The 18294-nt window shown below is 66.9% G+C and carries 19 protein-coding genes; 1 reads left to right on the plus strand and 18 read right to left on the minus strand.

Annotated elements, in window-relative coordinates:
• Positions 1 to 78: 78 nt before the first annotated feature.
• From C7I84_RS08325 to C7I84_RS08360, 9 genes are all read right to left on the minus strand, one after another.
• On the minus strand, positions 79 to 1407 hold the full coding sequence (locus tag C7I84_RS08325) for an FMN-binding glutamate synthase family protein (protein WP_106771698.1): 1329 nt from the start codon (positions 1405 to 1407) through the stop codon (positions 79 to 81).
• Positions 1408 to 1418: 11 nt separating this feature from the next.
• Positions 1419 to 2156 carry a GltB/FmdC/FwdC-like GXGXG domain-containing protein gene (locus C7I84_RS08330; RefSeq protein WP_106771699.1) on the minus strand — a complete coding sequence of 246 codons (738 nt, stop codon included), beginning with the start codon at positions 2154 to 2156 and terminating at the stop codon, positions 1419 to 1421.
• 4 nt (positions 2157 to 2160) lie between these two features.
• Positions 2161 to 3057 (minus strand): class II glutamine amidotransferase, encoded by an 897-nt coding sequence (locus C7I84_RS08335; RefSeq protein WP_106771700.1) that lies wholly within the window; start codon positions 3055 to 3057, stop codon positions 2161 to 2163.
• A 126-nt stretch (positions 3058 to 3183) separates the two neighbouring features.
• The gene (locus C7I84_RS08340) at positions 3184 to 3459 is read right to left on the minus strand and encodes a hypothetical protein (protein WP_106771701.1); all 276 of its coding nucleotides are present in this window, start codon (positions 3457 to 3459) and stop codon (positions 3184 to 3186) included.
• Between the two features lie 10 nt (positions 3460 to 3469).
• The gene (locus C7I84_RS08345; RefSeq protein ID WP_106771702.1) at positions 3470 to 4213 is read right to left on the minus strand and encodes a hypothetical protein; all 744 of its coding nucleotides are present in this window, start codon (positions 4211 to 4213) and stop codon (positions 3470 to 3472) included.
• A 12-nt stretch (positions 4214 to 4225) separates the two neighbouring features.
• Positions 4226 to 5620: an APC family permease gene (locus C7I84_RS08350; protein ID WP_106771703.1), complete on the minus strand. Its 1395-nt coding sequence runs from the start codon at positions 5618 to 5620 to the stop codon at positions 4226 to 4228.
• 9 nt (positions 5621 to 5629) lie between these two features.
• Positions 5630 to 5797 (minus strand): hypothetical protein, encoded by a 168-nt coding sequence (locus tag C7I84_RS29970; RefSeq protein WP_165816027.1) that lies wholly within the window; start codon positions 5795 to 5797, stop codon positions 5630 to 5632.
• A 10-nt stretch (positions 5798 to 5807) separates the two neighbouring features.
• Positions 5808 to 6194, minus strand: coding sequence for a hypothetical protein (locus tag C7I84_RS08355; RefSeq protein WP_106771704.1), 387 nt, complete (start codon positions 6192 to 6194; stop codon positions 5808 to 5810).
• A gap of 12 nt (positions 6195 to 6206) precedes the next feature.
• Positions 6207 to 6527 (minus strand): hypothetical protein, encoded by a 321-nt coding sequence (locus C7I84_RS08360; protein ID WP_425351310.1) that lies wholly within the window; start codon positions 6525 to 6527, stop codon positions 6207 to 6209.
• 404 nt (positions 6528 to 6931) lie between these two features.
• Here C7I84_RS08360 and C7I84_RS08365 point away from each other — a divergent pair, with 404 nt between their 5' ends.
• The gene (locus C7I84_RS08365) at positions 6932 to 7732 is read left to right on the plus strand and encodes a hypothetical protein (RefSeq protein ID WP_106771706.1); all 801 of its coding nucleotides are present in this window, start codon (positions 6932 to 6934) and stop codon (positions 7730 to 7732) included.
• A 122-nt stretch (positions 7733 to 7854) separates the two neighbouring features.
• On the opposite strand, the gene C7I84_RS08370 is transcribed toward C7I84_RS08365, so the two are convergent.
• The 9 genes from C7I84_RS08370 to C7I84_RS08410 form a co-directional block, all read right to left on the minus strand.
• Positions 7855 to 8523 carry a 2'-5' RNA ligase family protein gene (locus C7I84_RS08370; RefSeq protein WP_106771707.1) on the minus strand — a complete coding sequence of 223 codons (669 nt, stop codon included), beginning with the start codon at positions 8521 to 8523 and terminating at the stop codon, positions 7855 to 7857.
• Between the two features lie 70 nt (positions 8524 to 8593).
• Positions 8594 to 9124: a gluconokinase gene (locus C7I84_RS08375; RefSeq protein WP_245428351.1), complete on the minus strand. Its 531-nt coding sequence runs from the start codon at positions 9122 to 9124 to the stop codon at positions 8594 to 8596.
• A gap of 12 nt (positions 9125 to 9136) precedes the next feature.
• A complete protein-coding gene (locus C7I84_RS08380) occupies positions 9137 to 10126 on the minus strand; it encodes an ABC transporter permease (RefSeq protein WP_106771709.1) in 990 nt (329 codons plus the stop codon).
• Positions 10123 to 11103, minus strand: a complete 981-nt coding sequence (locus C7I84_RS08385; protein ID WP_106771710.1) for an ABC transporter permease — start codon at positions 11101 to 11103, stop codon at positions 10123 to 10125. The genes C7I84_RS08380 and C7I84_RS08385 overlap by 4 nt, the downstream gene beginning before the upstream one ends.
• Positions 11104 to 11883: 780 nt before the next feature.
• Positions 11884 to 13431 (minus strand): sugar ABC transporter ATP-binding protein, encoded by a 1548-nt coding sequence (locus C7I84_RS08390; protein WP_106771711.1) that lies wholly within the window; start codon positions 13429 to 13431, stop codon positions 11884 to 11886.
• A gap of 241 nt (positions 13432 to 13672) precedes the next feature.
• A complete protein-coding gene (locus C7I84_RS08395) occupies positions 13673 to 14797 on the minus strand; it encodes a sugar ABC transporter substrate-binding protein (protein WP_106771712.1) in 1125 nt (374 codons plus the stop codon).
• A gap of 191 nt (positions 14798 to 14988) precedes the next feature.
• Positions 14989 to 16014, minus strand: a complete 1026-nt coding sequence (gntR, locus tag C7I84_RS08400) for an HTH-type transcriptional regulator GntR (RefSeq protein WP_106771793.1) — start codon at positions 16012 to 16014, stop codon at positions 14989 to 14991.
• 143 nt (positions 16015 to 16157) lie between these two features.
• Positions 16158 to 17021, minus strand: a complete 864-nt coding sequence (locus C7I84_RS08405; protein ID WP_106771713.1) for a MurR/RpiR family transcriptional regulator — start codon at positions 17019 to 17021, stop codon at positions 16158 to 16160.
• A 138-nt stretch (positions 17022 to 17159) separates the two neighbouring features.
• Positions 17160 to 18200, minus strand: coding sequence for a hydroxyacid dehydrogenase (locus tag C7I84_RS08410; protein ID WP_106771714.1), 1041 nt, complete (start codon positions 18198 to 18200; stop codon positions 17160 to 17162).
• Between the last annotated feature and the right edge of the window lie 94 nt (positions 18201 to 18294).

The raw sequence follows: 18294 nt of genomic DNA on the forward strand, positions 1-18294 counted from the left end.
CTTTTGCCCCGGACGCCATGTCCTGAACTGCCGCTCCTTCTCCGGGGCAAGAACGCAAACCGTCCCCGGCGGGACCTCCTAGAAACCGCCCTGCCCCGGTATCCAGCTCGTTCCGGCAAGCGGAACGCCGGCCATGGCGGCGGCTTCGATGGTCAGGGCGCAGAGATCCTCCGGCTCGAGATTGTGGACATGATTCTTGCCGCAGGCGCGCGCGATCGTCTGTGCCTCCAGCGTCATGACTTTCAGATAATTCGCCAGGCGCCTGCCGGCCGCGATCGGATCGACGCGCTTCATCAGCTCCGGATCCTGGGTGGTGATGCCCGCCGGGTCCTTGCCCTCATGCCAGTCGTCATAGGCGCCGGCGGTGGTGCCGAGCTTCTCGTATTCGCTCTCCCAGCGCGGGTCGTTGTCGCCGAGCGCCACCAGCGCGGCCGTGCCGATGGACACGGCGTCGGCGCCCAGCGCCAGCGCCTTGGCCACGTCGGCGCCGTTGCGGATGCCGCCGGAGACGACGAGCTGGACCTTTCGGTGCATGCCGAGTTCCTGCAGCGCCTTCACCGCCGGACGGATGCAGGCGAGCGTCGGCTGGCCGACATTCTCGATGAACACCTCCTGCGTCGCCGCCGTGCCGCCCTGCATGCCGTCGAGCACCACCACGTCGGCGCCCGACTTCACCGCCAGCGCGGTGTCGTAATAGGGCCGCGCGCCGCCGACCTTCACATAGATCGGCTTCTCCCAGTCGGTGATCTCGCGCAGCTCGAGGATCTTGATCTCGAGGTCGTCCGGGCCGGTCCAGTCGGGATGCCGGCAGGCCGAGCGCTGGTCGATGCCCTTGGGCAGCGTGCGCATCTCGGCGACACGGTCGGAAATCTTCTGGCCGAGGAGCATGCCGCCGCCGCCCGGCTTGGCGCCCTGCCCCACCACGATCTCGATGGCGTCGGCGCGGCGCAGATCGCGCGGGTTCATGCCGTAGCGCGACGGCAGGTACTGGTAGACCAGCGTCCTGGAATGGCCGCGCTCCTCCTCGGTCATGCCGCCGTCGCCGGTGGTGGTGGAGGTGCCGGCGATGGTGGCGCCGCGGCCCAGCGCCTCCTTGGCGGGGCCGGACAGCGAGCCGAAGCTCATGCCGGCGATGGTGATCGGGATCTTCAGCTCGATCGGCTTCTTCGCGTAGCGAGTGCCGAGCGTGACGCTGGTCTCGCACTTCTCGCGATAGCCTTCGAGCGGATAGCGCGAGATCGAGGCACCGAGGAACAACAGGTCGTCGAAATGCGGGACCTTGCGCTTGGCGCCGCCGCCGCGGATGTCATAGATACCCGTCGCCGCGGCGCGGCGGATTTCCGACAGCGTGTAGTCGTCGAACGTCGCCGAGCGGCGCGGCGTCGTCGGCGGATTGTGGTAGGTCATGCTGGCGCCCCTCAATACGCGTCGGCGTTGTCGATGTTGAAATTGTAGAGCGTGCGGGCCGAGCCGTAGCGCGTGAACTCCTCGGGCTTGACGTCGGTGATGCCGGCGCGATCGAGGATCGCCTGGAGCCGGGCGAGATGTTTCGGGTGCATCTTCTTCTTGATGCAGTCGGCGCCGAGGCTCTTCACGCTGCCGCGCACGAACAGCTTTGCCTCGTAGATCGAATCGCCCAGCGCGTCGCCGGCGTCGCCGAGCACGACGAGGTTGCCGGACTGCGCCATGAAGGCCGACATGTGGCCGACATTGCCGCGCACGACGATGTCGATGCCCTTCATCGAGATGCCGCAGCGCGACGAGGCATTGCCCTCGATGACCAGCAGGCCGCCGCGGCCTGTGGCGCCCGCATACTGGCTGGCGTCGCCCTTCACCACGATCTTGCCGGACATCATGTTCTCGCCGACGCCGGGGCCGGCGGAGCCGTGGACGGTGATCTCGCCGCCGTCGTTCATGCCGCCGCAATAATAGCCGACGCTGCCGCGTACCTCGACCGCGACCGGCTTGTCGACGCCGGCGGCCACCGCGTGGCTGCCCTTCGGATTGACGACCTCCCAGGCCGGCTCGTCGGCCGCGTCGGCGATCTGGTGGAGAGCAAGGTTGAGCTCGCGCAGCGGCGTCGCCGCAAGGTCGAAGACCCGCGGCGCGTAGTTCACCGCGCGCGCCGGCGCCGTCGCGACATTGGAAACGTTCATGATCTCAATGCTCCCAGAAATAGACGGTGGAGGGCTCGGGCTCCCAGACCTTGGCGTCCTCGATTCCGGGAAGATTGGCCAGCGCCCGGTATTCCGAGCCGAAGGCGACGTAGCGGTCGGTCTCGGCCAGCACCGCCGGCTTGCAGGCGATCGGGTCGCGCAGCACGCCGAAGCCGTTCTTGGTGCCGACAACGAAGGTGTAGAACCCGTCGAGATCCTTGAGCCCGCTCTCCAGCGCCTCGCCCAGGTTCTGGCCGTGCGCGATCTTCGAGGACAGATAGGCGGCGGCGACCTCGGTGTCGTTCTCCGTCTCGAAGCTCATGCCTTCGCGCTTCAGCTCGCGGCGCAGATTGTTGTGGTTGGACAGCGAGCCGTTGTGGACGAGGCACTGGTCGGGGCCGGTCGAGAACGGGTGGGCGCCCATGGTGGTGACGGCCGATTCGGTCGCCATGCGGGTATGGCCGATGCCGTGCGTGCCGGTCATGGCGGAGAGATCGAAGCGCTTCGCCACCGCCTCGGGCAGGCCGACCTCCTTGTAGATCTCGACTGCCTCGCCCGAGCCCATGATGCGCACGTCCGGGCGCAGCGCCAGGATGACCTCGCGCGCCTCGCCGACCTTGTCGGCCGGCACCTCGACGACGGCATGGGTCGACTTGACCGTCACCGTCGGCCTGGCGCCGATCTCCTTCTCCAGCTCGACGGCGAGTTTTGGAAAATCCCTGGCCGGCGACGGCGACTGGATGGTGATCTTGGCCCGTCCTTCCTTGGCGCCGCCATATATGGCGATGCCGGCGCTGTCGGGCCCGCGATCGGTCAGCAGGACCAGCATTTCGGACAGCAAGGCGCCGAGCTGCGGTTCCAGCGATTTGTCCTTCAGAAACAGTCCGACAATTCCGCACATGGCTGCAATCTCCCGTGTGATCAGACTGCTATCAGGAAGGCGCGACGTTTTCAACTCCCATGAAACTAATCTTCATATGAGGAAGCGATTTTCGTAACGTCCAGCGTTTACGGAAAACGGGGCGCTTCAGCCCCGGACGCCCGCCCGGCGAAACGCTTCCCAGCGTATCTTCGCCAGCTTGTAGGCGTCGGTGATCGACAGCGCCCAGACGAACAGCCCGCCGGCGTGGCGGCCTATGAAGGACTGATCGGGCGTGGTGGTGACGTACGTCAAGACCATCAGCAGGATGGCGAAGAGCACGAAGCACAGCCCGCGCAGCACCTGGCCGATCGCGACATGCCCGGCGCCGGGCAGCAGGATGGCGAGGAGGAGGACGAGACGGGGGTTGATCGGGCGGTTCATCGAAACTCCGTCACGCGGGAATGGATTCCGGCTCGCGGTCCGCTTCGTGACCGAGCGCCTCGTTAAGCAGCCTCAGCTCCGCGAGCGCGGTGCGCACGAGGTCGGCCGGCACCGAAGCGACCGGAAAGCGCATCTGCCTGTAGAGCACATGCGCGCCGCGATCGCCCTCGGCGATGCGCCGGACGATGCCCGCACCGCGCGGCGTGATGACGGCTTCCTTCAAGGTCGGATCGGCGAACAGCGTGCGGAAAAGTGCGCCTGTCTTCTCGACGGTCGCAGCGGTGACGCCACGGCCGCGCGCGAGAAGGGAAAAATCGGCGGCGAAGGGCGGCACGATCGTGTCGGGCAGGCCGAGCACGCGCGAATAGAATTCGGTACCGAAGGGCCGCGCCAGCACGCCGATGGAGGCGCCACTCTGTCGAGAATCGGCGGCTTCGGGATTCAGCATGGTGAGCTTCAGCCAGAGTTGCGGCAGCCGGCGCGGCACGAGGCTGTCGGCGACGACTTCCAGGCTGACCCGGTTGCCGCCACTCTTGCCGTCGAGCCGGGGATAACCGTCGGCGCCGATCGAGACGCGCGCGTCGTCGATCAGCGCGGCGGCCGTGTCGAGCAGGGCTTTTCGCGCCTGGAGGTCGCGTGACAGTTCCCTGCGGGCCAGCATCGCGATGACCGCGACGCCGGCTAGGCAGAAGACGAGCAGCCCAATGCCCTGGAGGGAGAGCGGCATCGCGAACTGCTCGAACGCCGAGGGCATGGGTCTACGCCCTCAGTAACCCTGCGGCCTGGGCCAAGGCATGGTGAACTGGTCGCCACGCTTGACGAAGCGGTAGCGCCAGAAATGGAACCACAGCGACGCGATGATGTAGAAGCAGAGCATCGCAATGAGCTGCGTGCCGTAGCCGAGGAACACCGCGAAATAGGTCGCCGCGCACAGCACCAGCAGCACGACCGCCGGCAGCGGATGCCAGGGATGCACGTAGCCGCGCTTGATCGTGTCGAGCGGCCATTTCTTTCTGAACATCACCATGTTGAAGGTCATGAAGGTGTAGCCGAGCAGGCCCGACAGGATGGAGAAGGTCACCACCTGGTCGAGCGGTGCGCCGAGCGCGAAGATCAGCGCGATCGGGATGAGGAAGACGATCGACCGGTAGGGCGTGCGGTAGCGCGGATGCACCGCGCCGAACCAGCTCGGCAGGTAGCGGTCGCGGCCCATGGAGAACCACGCGCGCGACGCATCGTTGATGCAGCCGTTGGCCGATGCGGTCGTCGCGAAGACCGTTCCGATGAAGAGCAGCACCATCAGGCTCGAATTGCCCGTCACGCGCGCCGCGTCGAAGAGCGGCGTGCCGGCGCTGCCGAGATACTCCCACGGGATCAGACCCGAGCAGACGTACCAGGTCAGCGTCGCGGCGATCACCAGCGTCATGATGCCGGCCATCGTGCCGAAGGGCAGCGAGCGGGCGGGCGAGCGCACTTCCTCGGCCGCCTGGCAGGTGCCTTCGATGCCGAGATAGTACCAGAGCCCGAAATGCAGCGCCGCGATGATGCCGAGCCAGCCATAGGGCAGCGGCTCGTTGGTCACCGCCGAGAAGTCGAGCGGCACCGCCGACGCGCCGAACTGCACCGCGAGGAACAGCACGATGATGGCGACGAAGGCAAAGGCCGTGATGACAAGGTTGAAGGACAGCGAGGCCAGCACGCCGCGATAGTTGAGATAGGCGAGCGCCAGGATGGTCATGATGATGAAGGGCTGCTGGTTGAGGCCGGTATGGCCGAGCATGCCCGCCACCGTGTCGAGCAGGAAGCCGATGGTGATGGCGTTCGCCGCTTCCAGCATGGTGTAGGCCATGACGAGGAACAGGCCGACATTGAAGGCCATCAGCGGGCCGACGATGTGCTTGGCCTGCGCGTACTGGCCGCCCGCGGCAGCGACCGTCGAGGTCACCTCGGAGTCGATCATGGCGACGCAGGTGTAGAGCAGGCCGGCGACCCAGCAGGCCACAAGGCCGGCGATCATGCCGCCTTTGCCGACCGAGAAATTCCAACCCATGTATTCGCCGACCAGCACGATGCCGACGCCGAGCGCCCAGACATGGCCGGGACCAAGCACGCGCAGGAGGCCGAGCCTCTCTGGCGCCTGAACAGCAGAAGCGTTGCTCATCGTCGTCCCCTAAAGCTCGTGACGTTCTTGCGTCAGCTCGAGTTCACCCTCTCGAGATGAAGTGAGAAGCTCGTTGTCGTAGGTCGTGTCGACCTTGATCATGTCGAGCAGCATGATCCCCGCGATGATCGCCGAGATCACCCAGGCCGCGATTTCGAGATAATTCCAGATATCCATGACGCGCCCCTCAGCCCTTGCCGCTCTTGCCGAAGCGCTCGTCGATCACCTCGCGGTATTCCTTGTCGGAAAGCCGGACCACGAGGATGAAGTAGCCGACGACTGCGACCACCATGACGATCAGCGCGGTCCAGCTGAAAGTGTAATCGAAGCGCGCGGTGATGATGTCGTTTGCCGACGCCGCGTCCGGGAAGCCGAGCGCCGCCCACTGCTGCTGTTCGGCCGCGTTCTGGCCGAGCGCTTCCCAGGTCGGGTTCTCGATCGGAGCCGGCGTCTTGGCCGCGCCCGCGAGTCCCATGTAGAGCGGCAGGTAGAGTGCCCCGACGGTCAGCACGAGCAGCACGATGACGTCGACGACCTGGCCGGCGAGGCTCTGTTTCGGAGGTTGATAAGCCATGACGCGCTCCTCCTAGATCCGCTTGCGGCGACGCATCTCGTCGAGATGCTTGATGTCGAGGCCGTAGATGAAATGCTTGTCGTCGCGGTAGTGGCGCAGCATCGCGACGATGGCCGCCGTGTTGAAGGCGAGCACCGCGATGCCGGCCACCGCCAGCACGATGCGGATGGCGCCGTCGCCGACCAGCGGCCACATGGTGAACAGCACGAACAGCACCGCGACCCACAGGCCGACGACGAAGGCGATCGCGCCCTTTCTGTCTCGCTGATGCATGCGCTCGATGCGCGTTTCGAGGGATCGTGCATCGATCCCTTCTCCGACACTGACTGCCAAGGTTCCCTCCCGGAGGCAAGCCGCCCGTCCGGCGGCGATTGTCTGATAAAAAAACTTGCCTGCGAGGAATGTCCGCTCGTTCGCCGGCTGCGTCAAGCGGTCGCACGTGCTGCATTGCAGCAATTCGATGCAAATGCACATCTTTTGATCAGGCCATACCCAACGCTTCGGCAAATCTCCAACATCGGCGATTGGCCGAGGCGGAAAGCAACGCTCCCCCTTCTCCCCTTGCGAAAGAAGGTGGCCTCGCGAAGCGAGGCCGGATGAGGGGTACTGGACGGAGCGCCGCCGAGGCCAGCCCCGGATCATTGTCAGCATCCGTCAGGATTATTTTCCTTCATTTTATCCCCTCCCTTCCCGACCACAGCGATAATTGCGCCGCCTGTGCTGGAAAGGAGGCGGCGGTGGACTGGGATGCGGCAATCGAGAAGAATCGCGAGGCGCTGAAGCGCATCCTCGCCATGCTCGTCGCCATGGCCGGGCTGGATCTCGAGGAACTCAGGGGACAGTTTACTTTGTTTCGGCAGAAGGGCACAGCCGCTTCAAGGTTTTCGCGGGCCGAAAAAAGTAAACTGTCCCCAGAACTTACCCTTCAACGCCGCCTCCACCGTGCCATACTCCGGCTCTTGCGCCCTGCCGAAGCCGCGGTGCGGCGCCTCATCGTCGTGGCCGCGCGCGGCCTCGTGGTCGTCCTGCCGCCGCCCCGGCAGAAGCCGCAGCCGAAATTCCGGCCCGGGGCCGGCCCCGTCCGCATGCCGGCGCGGCCGAAAGCCCGCGCCCGCAGCACCTCCCTGCCGCTGCTCGATCCGCTGAAACCCTGGAACCGCCGCCCGCGGCGGGCGCCCAGGGGCGTGCCGCGCATCTCCTGTCCCGGCTACAGCGAGCCGTTCCGCATCCCCGCCTGGTCGCCCAACGACCCGATCGACGCGTCACGGCTGGACTCGCGGCTGCGGGCGCTGGTTTTGGCGCTGGACGACCTGCCCGGCCAGGCCAGACGCTTCGCCCGCTGGCGAGCACGCCGCGACGCGGCCCTCGCGCGCGAGCGGGAAACCGGCGGTCTGCGCCGGTTCGGCCGCTTCTCGCCGCTGAAGCCCGGCCGGCCTCCGGGCTGGCGGCGAAAAAAGCCCGTTCACGAGGTGCACGAGGTTCTGGACGTCGTGCACGGGCTTGCCCAGTGGGCGCTGGAGCCGCCCGACACATCGTGACGGCGGCCTGCCGGGCACGAAGATCGGGATGCACGGTCCGCGCGGCGTTTTTCGCGGCGTGGCGGCGATATCTGCTGTCGGGAATACCGTCTCGCAGGGGAGAAATCTCAATACGATCCTCGTCACGTCGCCAGTTTCCATCGGCACAGATCGTGGTGGCGCGAAAGACCCTGAAGACTGTGGACGAGGACGAAGCTTTCGACGCGCCAGCGAATGGGCGCGATCGCCTCCGCCGCCACCGCGCGCCTGTCGTAGAGCAGCGTCATGTGCGGCGTGAAGGATTTGCGGATATTTCCGAGCCGGGCCGTTTTCATGACCTCGCCGAGCCGCCGGTGGAAGGCGTGCAGTTGCACGAGATCGTCGCCGCGGCCGCACAGCACCAGCGGCCGGCCGCCGTCCTCCTGCCCAAAACTCATCGCACGGTCGAAACAGACCTCGAAACTTGCCTCCCGCAGCAACCCGGCCGCCGCGATCGCCCTGGCTTCGATCCCCGCCGGCACGCCTTCATAGATCCCGACGCCATGCAGGCTTACGTGAAGGCGTTTCGTGCCGAGCGGCCTGCCGGTGAGGCCATGCTCGGCACGCAGCCTTTCCGTTTCGGCAGTGATCCGCAGAGCGGCGGCGCCGTCGGGGCGGATGCCGAAGAAGAGACTGTCGAGCCGGGCGACCTGGCAACCGGGAAGGAATGGCTGCCCTTCATCCGTCCGGCGAAACCGAGGACGGGGTGCCGGCTTCGGACGCACCTTGCCCGCGACCTCCGGGCCGCCGTCCAGCTCCAGTTCGTACTGCATCGGCACAGCTTAGAACAAATCATGAACATGGAAAAGTCGAAAAAAGCTCGGAAGGTCCGAACTCGGCGCTTCAGGCTTCGGCCAGGACGGCAGCCGCCTCGGAGACCAGTTCGTCCACGGGCCGCGTCCCGTCGAGGGGAAGTGCCGCCTCATCCGGCCCCGGCGGCTCGAGGGCGGCAAACTGGCTGTCGACCAGGCTGGACGGCATGAAATGCCCGCGCCGCGCCGCGACGCGGCGATGCGCGGTCTCGCGGTCGATGACGAGATGGACGAAGACAAGTCGCGGATTTTTCGCGCGCAGCCGGTCGCGGTAGCGGCGCTTGAGCGCGGAGCAGCCGGCAACCGTCCTCTCGCCGGCTGCGGTCGATGCTGCAATCTCCGCGGCGATCTTTTCCAGCCAGCCGGCGCGGTCCTCGTCCGTGAGCGGAACGCCGGCCGACATCTTGGCGATGTTCTCGGGCGGGTGAAGGCTGTCGCCTTCGATGAAGCGCGCACCGAGGCGGGCGGCGAGCGCCCGGCCGACCTCGGTCTTGCCGCAGCCGGTCACGCCCATCACCGCGACGGAAAGGATGCCCGCCGCAGCGCCAGATCGTATGTTCATGGACTGCCCAATTCACCGGACCGGAGGCGTGCGGCCGTAAAGCAGCAGCATCGCCACGATCACCACGCCGTAGATGATCTGCCGGCCGGCCTCCGGCATCTGCATGACCGACAGGATCGACTGCAGCAGCGTGATCAGGATGACGCCGGCGACGGTGCCGAGATAGGAACCCCGGCCGCCGAGGATGGACGTGCCGCCGAGCACCACCGCGGCGATTGCCGGCAGCAGGTAGGTGTCGCCCATGGACTGCGCCGCCTTGGATGCGTAGCCGGCAAGCAGCACGCCGCCGAAGGCGCTGAGCGCGCCCGAGATGATGAAGGCCACCATGACGATGCGCCGCGTGTCGACGCCGGAGAGGTAGGCGGCGCGCTCGCGGTTGCCGATGCCGTAGACGGATCGGCCGAAGGTCGTGCGGGTGAGCAGGAAGACCGCCACCGCTCCGATGATCGCCCAGATCACCACGGCGTTGGGCACGCCCGGCAGAAGCGAGCCGGTGGCCAGCCAGCGCATGGCCGCGGTCGCCGAATCCTGCGGCGAGAAGCCGCCGGTGTAGACGACCATGAGGCCCTGGGCGACGGCGTTGGTGGCGAGCGTGATGATCATCGACGGGATGCGCAGATACGCCACGCCGATGCCGTTGACCAGGCCTATCGCCATGCCGCAGGCGATGCCGAAGGGAATGGCCAGCACCTCGCCCGCCGGCCCGAAGGCGGCGGCGGCGCAGGCCATCATGCCGCCGACGGCCACCGACCACGGCACCGACAGGTCGATCTGGCCGAGCAGGATGACCAGCATCATGCCGGTGGCGATGACGCCGAGGAAGGAGGCGACCTTGAGCTGCTGCAGCAGATATTCGGGCGACAGGAAGCTGGTCGAGTAGAAGCTGCCGAAGGCAAGCAGCAGCAGGATGCAGGCGAAGGCGGTCGCCACCGCCGGGTCGACCCCGTGCAGGAATTTCGGCAGGCGCCGCGCCGGCTGCCGCTCGGTCGTCATCTCGCTCATCCGAACCACTCCAGACGGTTCTTGACCCGGAACAGCGCGAAGGCGCCGAGGCTGACGGCCACCAATAGCACCACGCCCTGGAACAGCGGCTGCCACAGCGGCTCAAGGTCGAAGACGAACAGCAGGTCGCCGATGGTGCGGAAGGCGAGCGCCCCGAAGATCGCGCCGATGACGCTGCCCTTGCCGCCGAACAGCGACACGCCGCCCAGCACCACGGCGGCGATGGAGAACAGCGTGTAGGCGTTGCCGCTGGCCAGCGCCGCCTCGCCCGTATAGGTGAAGAAGGTGAGGAACAGCCCGCCGATCGACGCAAGCAGTCCCGCCAGCGTATAGGCGGCGAATTTCGCCCGCCGGATCGGCACGCCCGACATGTAGGCCGCGACCTCGGAGGATCCCGAGGCATAGGCGGTGCGGCCGGTGAGCGAGCGGCTGAACGGCACCCAGACCACCAGCACCACGGCCGCCAGCACCACCAGGCTGGCGGGTATCAAGCCGAACAGCCGGCCGGTCAAAGCGTCTGCCAGGCCCTCGTTGACCGAGCCGCCGGGGAACGGCCGCAGCAGCAGCGCCAGGCCGAAATAGATGGCGCCCGTGGCGATGGTGGCGACGATCGGCTGCAGCCGCCCGAAAATGACGATTGCCCCGTTGAGCGCCCCGCAGGCGAGGCCGGTGCCGAGCACGGCGAACAGGCCCAGCGTCGTCTCCATGGCGGTGCCGACCACCAGCCACGAGGCCAGGCAGTTGGTGAGGATGAAGATCATGCCGACCGACAGGTCGATGCCGGCGGTGATGACCACCAGCGTCTGCGCCATCGCCACGAAGGCGAGCAGCACGCCCTTGTTGGAGGCCGTCTGCACCACGTTGGCGGTGAGACCGGCCGGATGGTTGGCGACATAGATCAGGAACATCAGGGCGAAGATGCCGACCGCCATCAGCGTGGCGCGCTGCTCGGCAAGCCAGTAGCGCCATTCACTCATGCGCGTGGCTCCGGATTGGGAAGCACCGGGGACATTTTTCTCCGTCCAGCGGATAAGCCGGAATCGGCTTCGGAGGCTCGTGGCCGCAACGGCGCAAGCGCCGGGGACCGTTGCTTTCTTCCACCGGCACCAACCTTGAAGCGGCACTGCTTTTCTGCGGAAGGAAAATAAACTGTCCCCTGCGGCCAAGCTTCATCCTCGCCACGCTGCCCTTCGGCCCTGGCCATTGAAAGAAACTGCGGGAAGCGGGGCGCGGGGCCGAGCCTCTAATGAAATACGTGGCGCGGTGACCCGCGCCCCGCCGGCGTTCTTGCCCGTCCGCTAGCCCGCATTCGCGCGACCTTCGCGGCTGGGGCCCGGGTCTCCAGCTCTCGCCAGCCGCGCTACCGATTGCACGACCGACCCGGCGCCGACGCTCCCTCCTGATACCCGGTGCGCACCAAGTTCCCGCAAGGGAGCGGCTTTCGGACGCAAGTATAGGGCAAGCGAGAGCGGAGGGGATAAAATACCCGCGAAAAGCGGATGTCTTCAAATGTGAACGCCGCGCCGCAGGGCGGGCAAGCGACGGAAAGAGTTTACTTTTTCCCGCGTAAAGGCACTGCCGCTTCAAGGCTGGCGGGGACGGAAACAAAATAAACTGCCCCCCCTGGCCGCGCTTCGAGCGTCGATCCCGCGCGGGCGAGTTTCGGGTTACCCTGTGGACCGGACGAAACTCTCTCCCGAGTCCAGCCGGCGCCGCGGCCCGACCGGGCGGCTTGCCTTCCCCCTGGTCTCGCGCGTTCATGCGGCCGCCCCTCTCGTCTCCGCCTCGACATTGAGCGCGCTGGAGATCAGCGCATGCTCGGTGATGCCGCTGCCCTCGAGCTCGCGCACGATGCGGCCGTCATAGAGGACAAGCACACGGTCGCAGCAGCCGATCAGCTCGTCATAGTCGGTGGAATAGAACAGGATCGCCGCCCCGGCGTCGGCGAGACGGCGCAGCAGCTGATAGATCTCCTGCTTGGTGCCTACGTCGATGCCGCGGGTCGGATCGTTGAGCAGGATGATGCGGGGTTTGCGCATCAGCCATTTGGCGATCACCACCTTCTGCTGGTTGCCGCCCGACAGCGCGCCGACCGGCACATCGATGCCGGCGGTCTTGATGGCGAGCAACTGCACCATCTCGTCGATCAGCCGCTCCTCCGCCTCGCGGTCGATGATGCCGGCCATCGACACCCGGTCGAGCACTGCGAAGGACAGGTTCTCGCGCACCGTCATGGGCAGCATCAAGCCCTCGGTCTTGCGATCCTCGGGGATCAGCGCCATGCCGACCTTGGCCGATCGCGCCTGCGCCGGGCTGGCGATGGTGGCCGGCCGGCCGTCGACCAGCACCTCGCCGGTCGTGCCGCGCAGCACGCCGAACAGCGCCAGCAGCAGGTCGCGCTGGCCCTGCCCGTCCAGCCCGCCGAGCCCGACGACCTCGCCGGCGCGGACGGAAAAATTGATGTCGCGCAGCCGGCCGCCCCAGCCGAGCTCCCGGCATTCGAGCATGGGCGGCGCTGCGTCATCCGATCGCTGCGGTTTTGGCGGGAACACGTTGCTGTATTCGCGCCCGATCATCATCTGGACGACTTCCGCGTCTGTCCGCGTGCCGGCCTTGTAGCTTTCGACGTTGCGGCCGTTGCGGAAGACGGTGCACTCGTCCGCCAGCTCGGCGATCTCGTGCATCCGGTGCGAGATGTAGAGCAGCGCCAGGCCCTCGGCGCGCAGCCGCTTGAGCACGGCAAAGACTTTTGCGACATCGGCGGCGGTCAGCGCCGAGGTCGCCTCATCGAGGATGAGGATGCGCGGCCTCGACGCCAGCGCCTTGGCGATCTCGACCATCTGCCGGCGCGACAGCGGCAGGTCGCGGACCAGGGCGCGCGGGTGGATGTCGCCGGCGCCGGCGCGCGCCAGCGCCTCCTCGGCGAGCAGGCGCTGGGCGCGCCGGTCGATCAGGCCGAAACGCCTCGGCGGATCGGCGATGGCGATGTTGTCGGCGACGCTGAGGTCGGGGACGAGCGACAGCTCCTGGAAGATGCAGGCGATGCCGGCGGCCCTGGCGTCGGCGGGCGCGGCGAAGCGCACCTCCTTTCCGTCGAGCAGCATCCTGCCCTCGTCCGGCGAGACGACGCCGGCCATGACCTTGATCAGCGTCGACTTGCCGGCGCCGTTCTCGCCGAGGATGGCGTGGATACGGCCCGCCTCGACCACGAGTTCGGCCTTCTCCAGCGCGCGCACGCCGCCGTAGCGCTTGGAGATGCCTTCCATGCGGAAGAGGGAAGGTCGGTCCGCTTGTTCCTGAAGCATCGCTGGTTTTCGATCACCGGAGCTGGATTTGGCCGATCCGAGCAGCCTTCATTCGCCTGCCCGCACCTGCTTTCCACGAAGGGCGGGAAGAGAGCCGGCCGGCGATGACGCCCCTTCCCCGGCCGCCCGAAGAATCACGGGCGGAGGGTAAGATGAGGGGTTGCGCCAGGTACGATCACGCGGCCCCCCATCTGTCTGCCGGCATCTTCTCCCCGTAAGCGGGGAGAAGAGAGCCACTCGCCTACTGGTTCTCCTTGGTCTGCCCCATGATCTCCTGCGCGGTGAAGTTGATGCCGCAGGTCGGGAAGGAGTTGCCGACGAAGAAGTTGTCCGACTGGTCGGGATAAAAATCCTCGCCTTCCTTGAAGTTCGGGTCCTCGACGATGGCGGTCGGCAGCTTGACCGACTGCGGCACCACCTGGCCTTCCAAAGCGGCGATCGCCGTCTTGATGGCGACCGCGACCTGTGCCGGACCTGTGCCGGCCGACGAGCACTTCAGCCCCTCGCCGGCGAACTTGGCGCAGAATTTGCGGAAGCCGTTCTCCGTCTCGCCGCCGAACGGCACGAACGGATGCTTGGCATCGATCATCGCCTGCACGACGCCGGTGTCGCCGCCCTGCGCGGTGATGCCGTCGAACTTCTTGTGCACGGCGATCGCGTCGGCGGTCGCCTTCTGCGCGGTCGGGTCATCCCACTTGCCGAGCACCTCGACGACGTCCCATTTCTTGCCGGTCGCGGCGAAGGTCTCGTGGATGCCGGTGTGGCGATCGGTGTCGACCGACGTGCCGGCGACGCCGCGCACCTCGAGGATCTTGCCGCCCTCGGGCAGGTGTTTCGCCAGCCAGTTGGCCCACAGCACGCCAAGACCCTTCTGGTCGACATTGACGTTGATGGCGTCCTCGGTGTCGAGGATGTTGTCGAAGGCGACCAGCACGACGCCGGCTTCCTTGGCCCGCTTGATCACCGGCGTGAAGGCGGTCGGGTTCTGCGCATTGACGACGATGGCGTCATAGCCGGAATCGATGAAGTTGTTGATCGCCGAGATCTGCGCCGGCACGTCCTCGCCGGTCGAGACCACCTTGAACTCCTTCAGCTTGGCGGCGACATCCGGCTGCGCCGCATAGGCCTTGGCGGTCTGGATCATCTGGATGCGCCAGGTGTTGGCGATGTAGCCGTTGGCGAGCGCGATCCGATAAGGGCCTTCCTTGGCCGGGTATTTGAAGAACTTGGTTTCCGACGCCCACGGCGCGAAGCAGTTGGGGTCGCCGGCCGGACCGCTGACCACCTCCGGCTCGGCGAGCGCCGATGACGATAAATACACGAGTGCTGCGGCGGCAACCACGCCGCCAGCGACGAACCTGATCATTGTAGTCCTCCCATGGATGGCTTTTTGGCCTTCGTCGAGCGGCCTCCGTTCCGCTCTTGCCAGCCGCACCTCGTCTCTCCGGGAATTATCTTGGTATGCCGGACGAGACCAAGTTTAAGCTGTCATGACGCAAGGGAAATGGTAGCGCTACCAAGATCGCGAGTAAAGCGGAATCGTACGGGGTCGCGACCTCAGCGGGCCGTGCTTTCCCGCCGCATCAGTTCGAAGCCCGTGTCGACTACCCGCTGCTCGGGACGCTCCCCAGCGATCGCCGCGCGCGCCATGGCGATCGCGCGCCTGCCGATGTCATAGCGGGGGGTACGAACGCTGGTGATCGAGGGATAGGCGACGTCCATCATCTCCAGATCATTGAAACCGGCAATGCCGATCTTGCCCGGCACGGCGAGCGCGGCGCGGTTGCACTCGAACAGCACGCCGACCGCCAAGTCGTCGTTGTTGCAGAAGACGGCGTCCAGGGTCGGCACCTTGGCCAACGCATCGCGGAAGAGCTCGCGCCCGAGCGACACGCTCGACGGTGCGGTCGTCGTGGTGACGAGCCGCAGGTCGAACAGCCCCGCCTCCTCGAGCGCCGCCCGGTAACCCGCCAGGCGCCGCTGCGAGCGCGGGTCCATGCGCGCGCCGATGAAGCCGATCCGGCGATAGCCGGCCTCGATCAGGTGGCGCGTCACCGCGCGGCCGCCCTCGACATGCGAGAAGCCGATCATCATGTCGATCGGGTCGGTGCCGATCTCCATGATCTGCACCACGGGACAGCCCGCCTCCTTCAGGATCGCCCGCGACGTCGCCGTCTGGTCGATGCCGGACAGGACCACCGCGGAAGGACGCTGGCCGATGAAACCCTGCAGCAGCCGCTCCTCCTCGAGCCCGGAATAATGGGTATTGCCGATGTGGAGCTGCAGGTGGCTGTCACCGAGGCCGTCATAGAGGCCGCGCACGACATCGGCGAAGACGTTGTTGGTGAGCGACGGCACCAGCACCGCCACCACGTCGGCACGCGCCGAGGCGAGCGCCCGGGCATTGCGGTCGAGCACATAGCCGAGCTCCGCCACGGCCTTGTCGATCTGCTCGCGCAGCTCGCGGGAAACGCGGTCCGGCTCGCGCAGGGCGCGCGACACGGTGATGGCGCCGACGCCGGCCTTGCGCGCCACGTCGGCGATGGTCGGCCGCCCGCCGCCGCGTCGCGTGCGCGGCCTCATCGCGACCTGCCGACGCGGCGCGATGCGCCTGTGCATTGCGGGAGCCGCAACCATCCGAGCCGCACGCCGCCCTCCCTCACCTGGACGAACATAGCCGTCGGTTCGCGCAACGGCAGGTGCTTGTCAAGCGCGTGTCCGCTCCGTCACCCCGGCTGCGTGACGGTCGGGATGCGGATATGCGTCACCTCGACCGACTGCAGCTTTGCCGCGAGCGCCACCATCAGCGCCTGGGCGAGGCACATCGGCGCGGCGAGCGAGCGCGAGAAGGTGTACTCGTCCTCCGGAATCTCGAACAGCACGCTTGCCGTCTTGGTGAGCGGCGACAGCCGGCTGTCGGTGATGGCGACAACGGGAATGCCGGCCGCATGCGCGGTCTCGGCGATGGCGACGACCTCCTTGGCGTAGAAGCGGAACGACACCGCGACGAGCGCGTCGCCCGCGCGCATGACCTTGGCCATCTCGGTGGCGAGTCCGCCATTGGCATCGAGAAGCACCACCCGGCGGTTCAGCATCGACAGCACGTAACGCATGAACAGCGCGATCGGCTCGGACCGCAGCTGGCCGGCAAGATAGATGGTGTCGGCTGCCGCGAGCACGTCGACCGCCCGGGCGAACTTGTCCCCGTCGGCCTGGCCGAGCAGATCCTGCAGCGAGGCGATGTCGCGCGCCACCAGGTCGCCAAGCACGCCGCGCGGGCCGCTCTTGTGCAGCTCCAGCTCGGACTTCAGCGCACTCACCCTGGTCTCGTAGCCGGGAGCCGCGGTGGCCAGCCGGGCCTGGAAGATGCTCTGCAGTTCCTTGAAGCCGGAGTAGCCGAAGAGCTGGGCGAAGCGGACGAGGCTGGAAGCATGCACGCCGCAACGATCGGCGATCCAGTTGAGCGTCCGGATCGCCACGTCGTTGGGGTTTTGGGTCAGGAACCGCCCGATGAGCTGGTAAGTCGCGCTGAGGTCGTCATAGCTTTCCTCGATGACGCGCATGAAGGCTTCGTAGTTGGCTGGCGGCATCTTTGCCACGTCGGTTCCCTCTTTCCTGGCCGCGTGCCGACAGCGGTTCTTACCGTTGTCCCGGTCCGTTGGAAGCCCTTCGTTCAGACACGGGCCAGCCGTCTCGTCCGGCCGCTCGCGCAGGTCGGGCGAGGCTTGTCACGACACCTCGACCGGCTTGCTGCGCATCCGGGCAACCGTCTCGCGTTCCGCGCGCTTGCAGATCTGTGGCGGCAGGCCGCGCAGCAGGAGTTCGGTGTCGGCGAGCACGAGGCGGCCGATCTCCAGGAAGCTCTCGCGCATGCCGCCGCTGCGGTGGCTGGACAGGATCACTCCGTCCAGCTTGCGCAGGGGCGCGTCGGCGGAGAGCGGCTCGACCGGAAAGACGTCGATGCCGGCGCGGATGTGGCCGCTGCGCAACGCCTCCTCCAGTGCCGGAAAATCGACGATGCCGGCCCGACTCATCAGCAGCAGCACCGCCCCCTTCGGCATCAGCGCCAACTCGCGGGCGCCGATGAAACCCTGGTTCTCGCTGGTCGAACTGGCGAACAGAAAGACGACGCGCGACGCCGACAGCAACTCGTCCAGCCCGCTCGGAATGCAGTTCTGCTCGAGGATGCGGCGCTCCGGCTGCCACGGGTCGTAGACGCGCACCTCGCAGTGGAACGGCACCAGCATGCGGCGCAGCGCCGTGCCGAGATCGCCCAGGCCGACGATGCCGACCTTTGCGCCGGTGAGCAGGAAGCTGCCGGCATTGCTGGCCAGTCCCCATTTCTCCGAACCGTCGCGGAAGGCCTCGTGGGTGGCGGTGATCTCGCGCGAAAGATCGAGCGCCATGCCGAGCGCCGTTTCGGCCACCGAGGTCGCGAAGACCGGGCTGGTGACGAGCACGTGGATGCCATGGGCGAAGCAGTGGTCGTAGTCGACATTGGGCAAAAAATTGCCCTCGACATTGATGACGCCGCGCAGGTTCGGCATGCGCGACAGCCGCTCGGCCGGCAGGTCGACCTGGCCGATCACCACTTTCGCGCTCGCCAGCGCCGCCTCCAGATCGGCGGCGGCGAGCCGGCTGCCGTCGGCATGGACGATCACCTCGCCCAGCGCATGAAGACGTCGGAGATCGTCCGGCTCGAAGATCATGTCGAGCGTGCGCGGTTCCGGATCGGCGATCAGGATCAGCGGTTTTTCTTCCGCGGTCATAGGGCGGGCTCCGAATGCCGGTACCGATTCCGTTGGTTATGCATGCCGGTCACACCTCCAGCCTGCCTCCAGTCGCGGCAGCCGCGACGGCGGC

The sequence above is a fragment of the Kumtagia ephedrae genome (assembly GCF_003012745.1).
GTDB classification, from domain to species: Bacteria; Pseudomonadota; Alphaproteobacteria; order Rhizobiales; family Rhizobiaceae; genus Kumtagia; species Kumtagia ephedrae.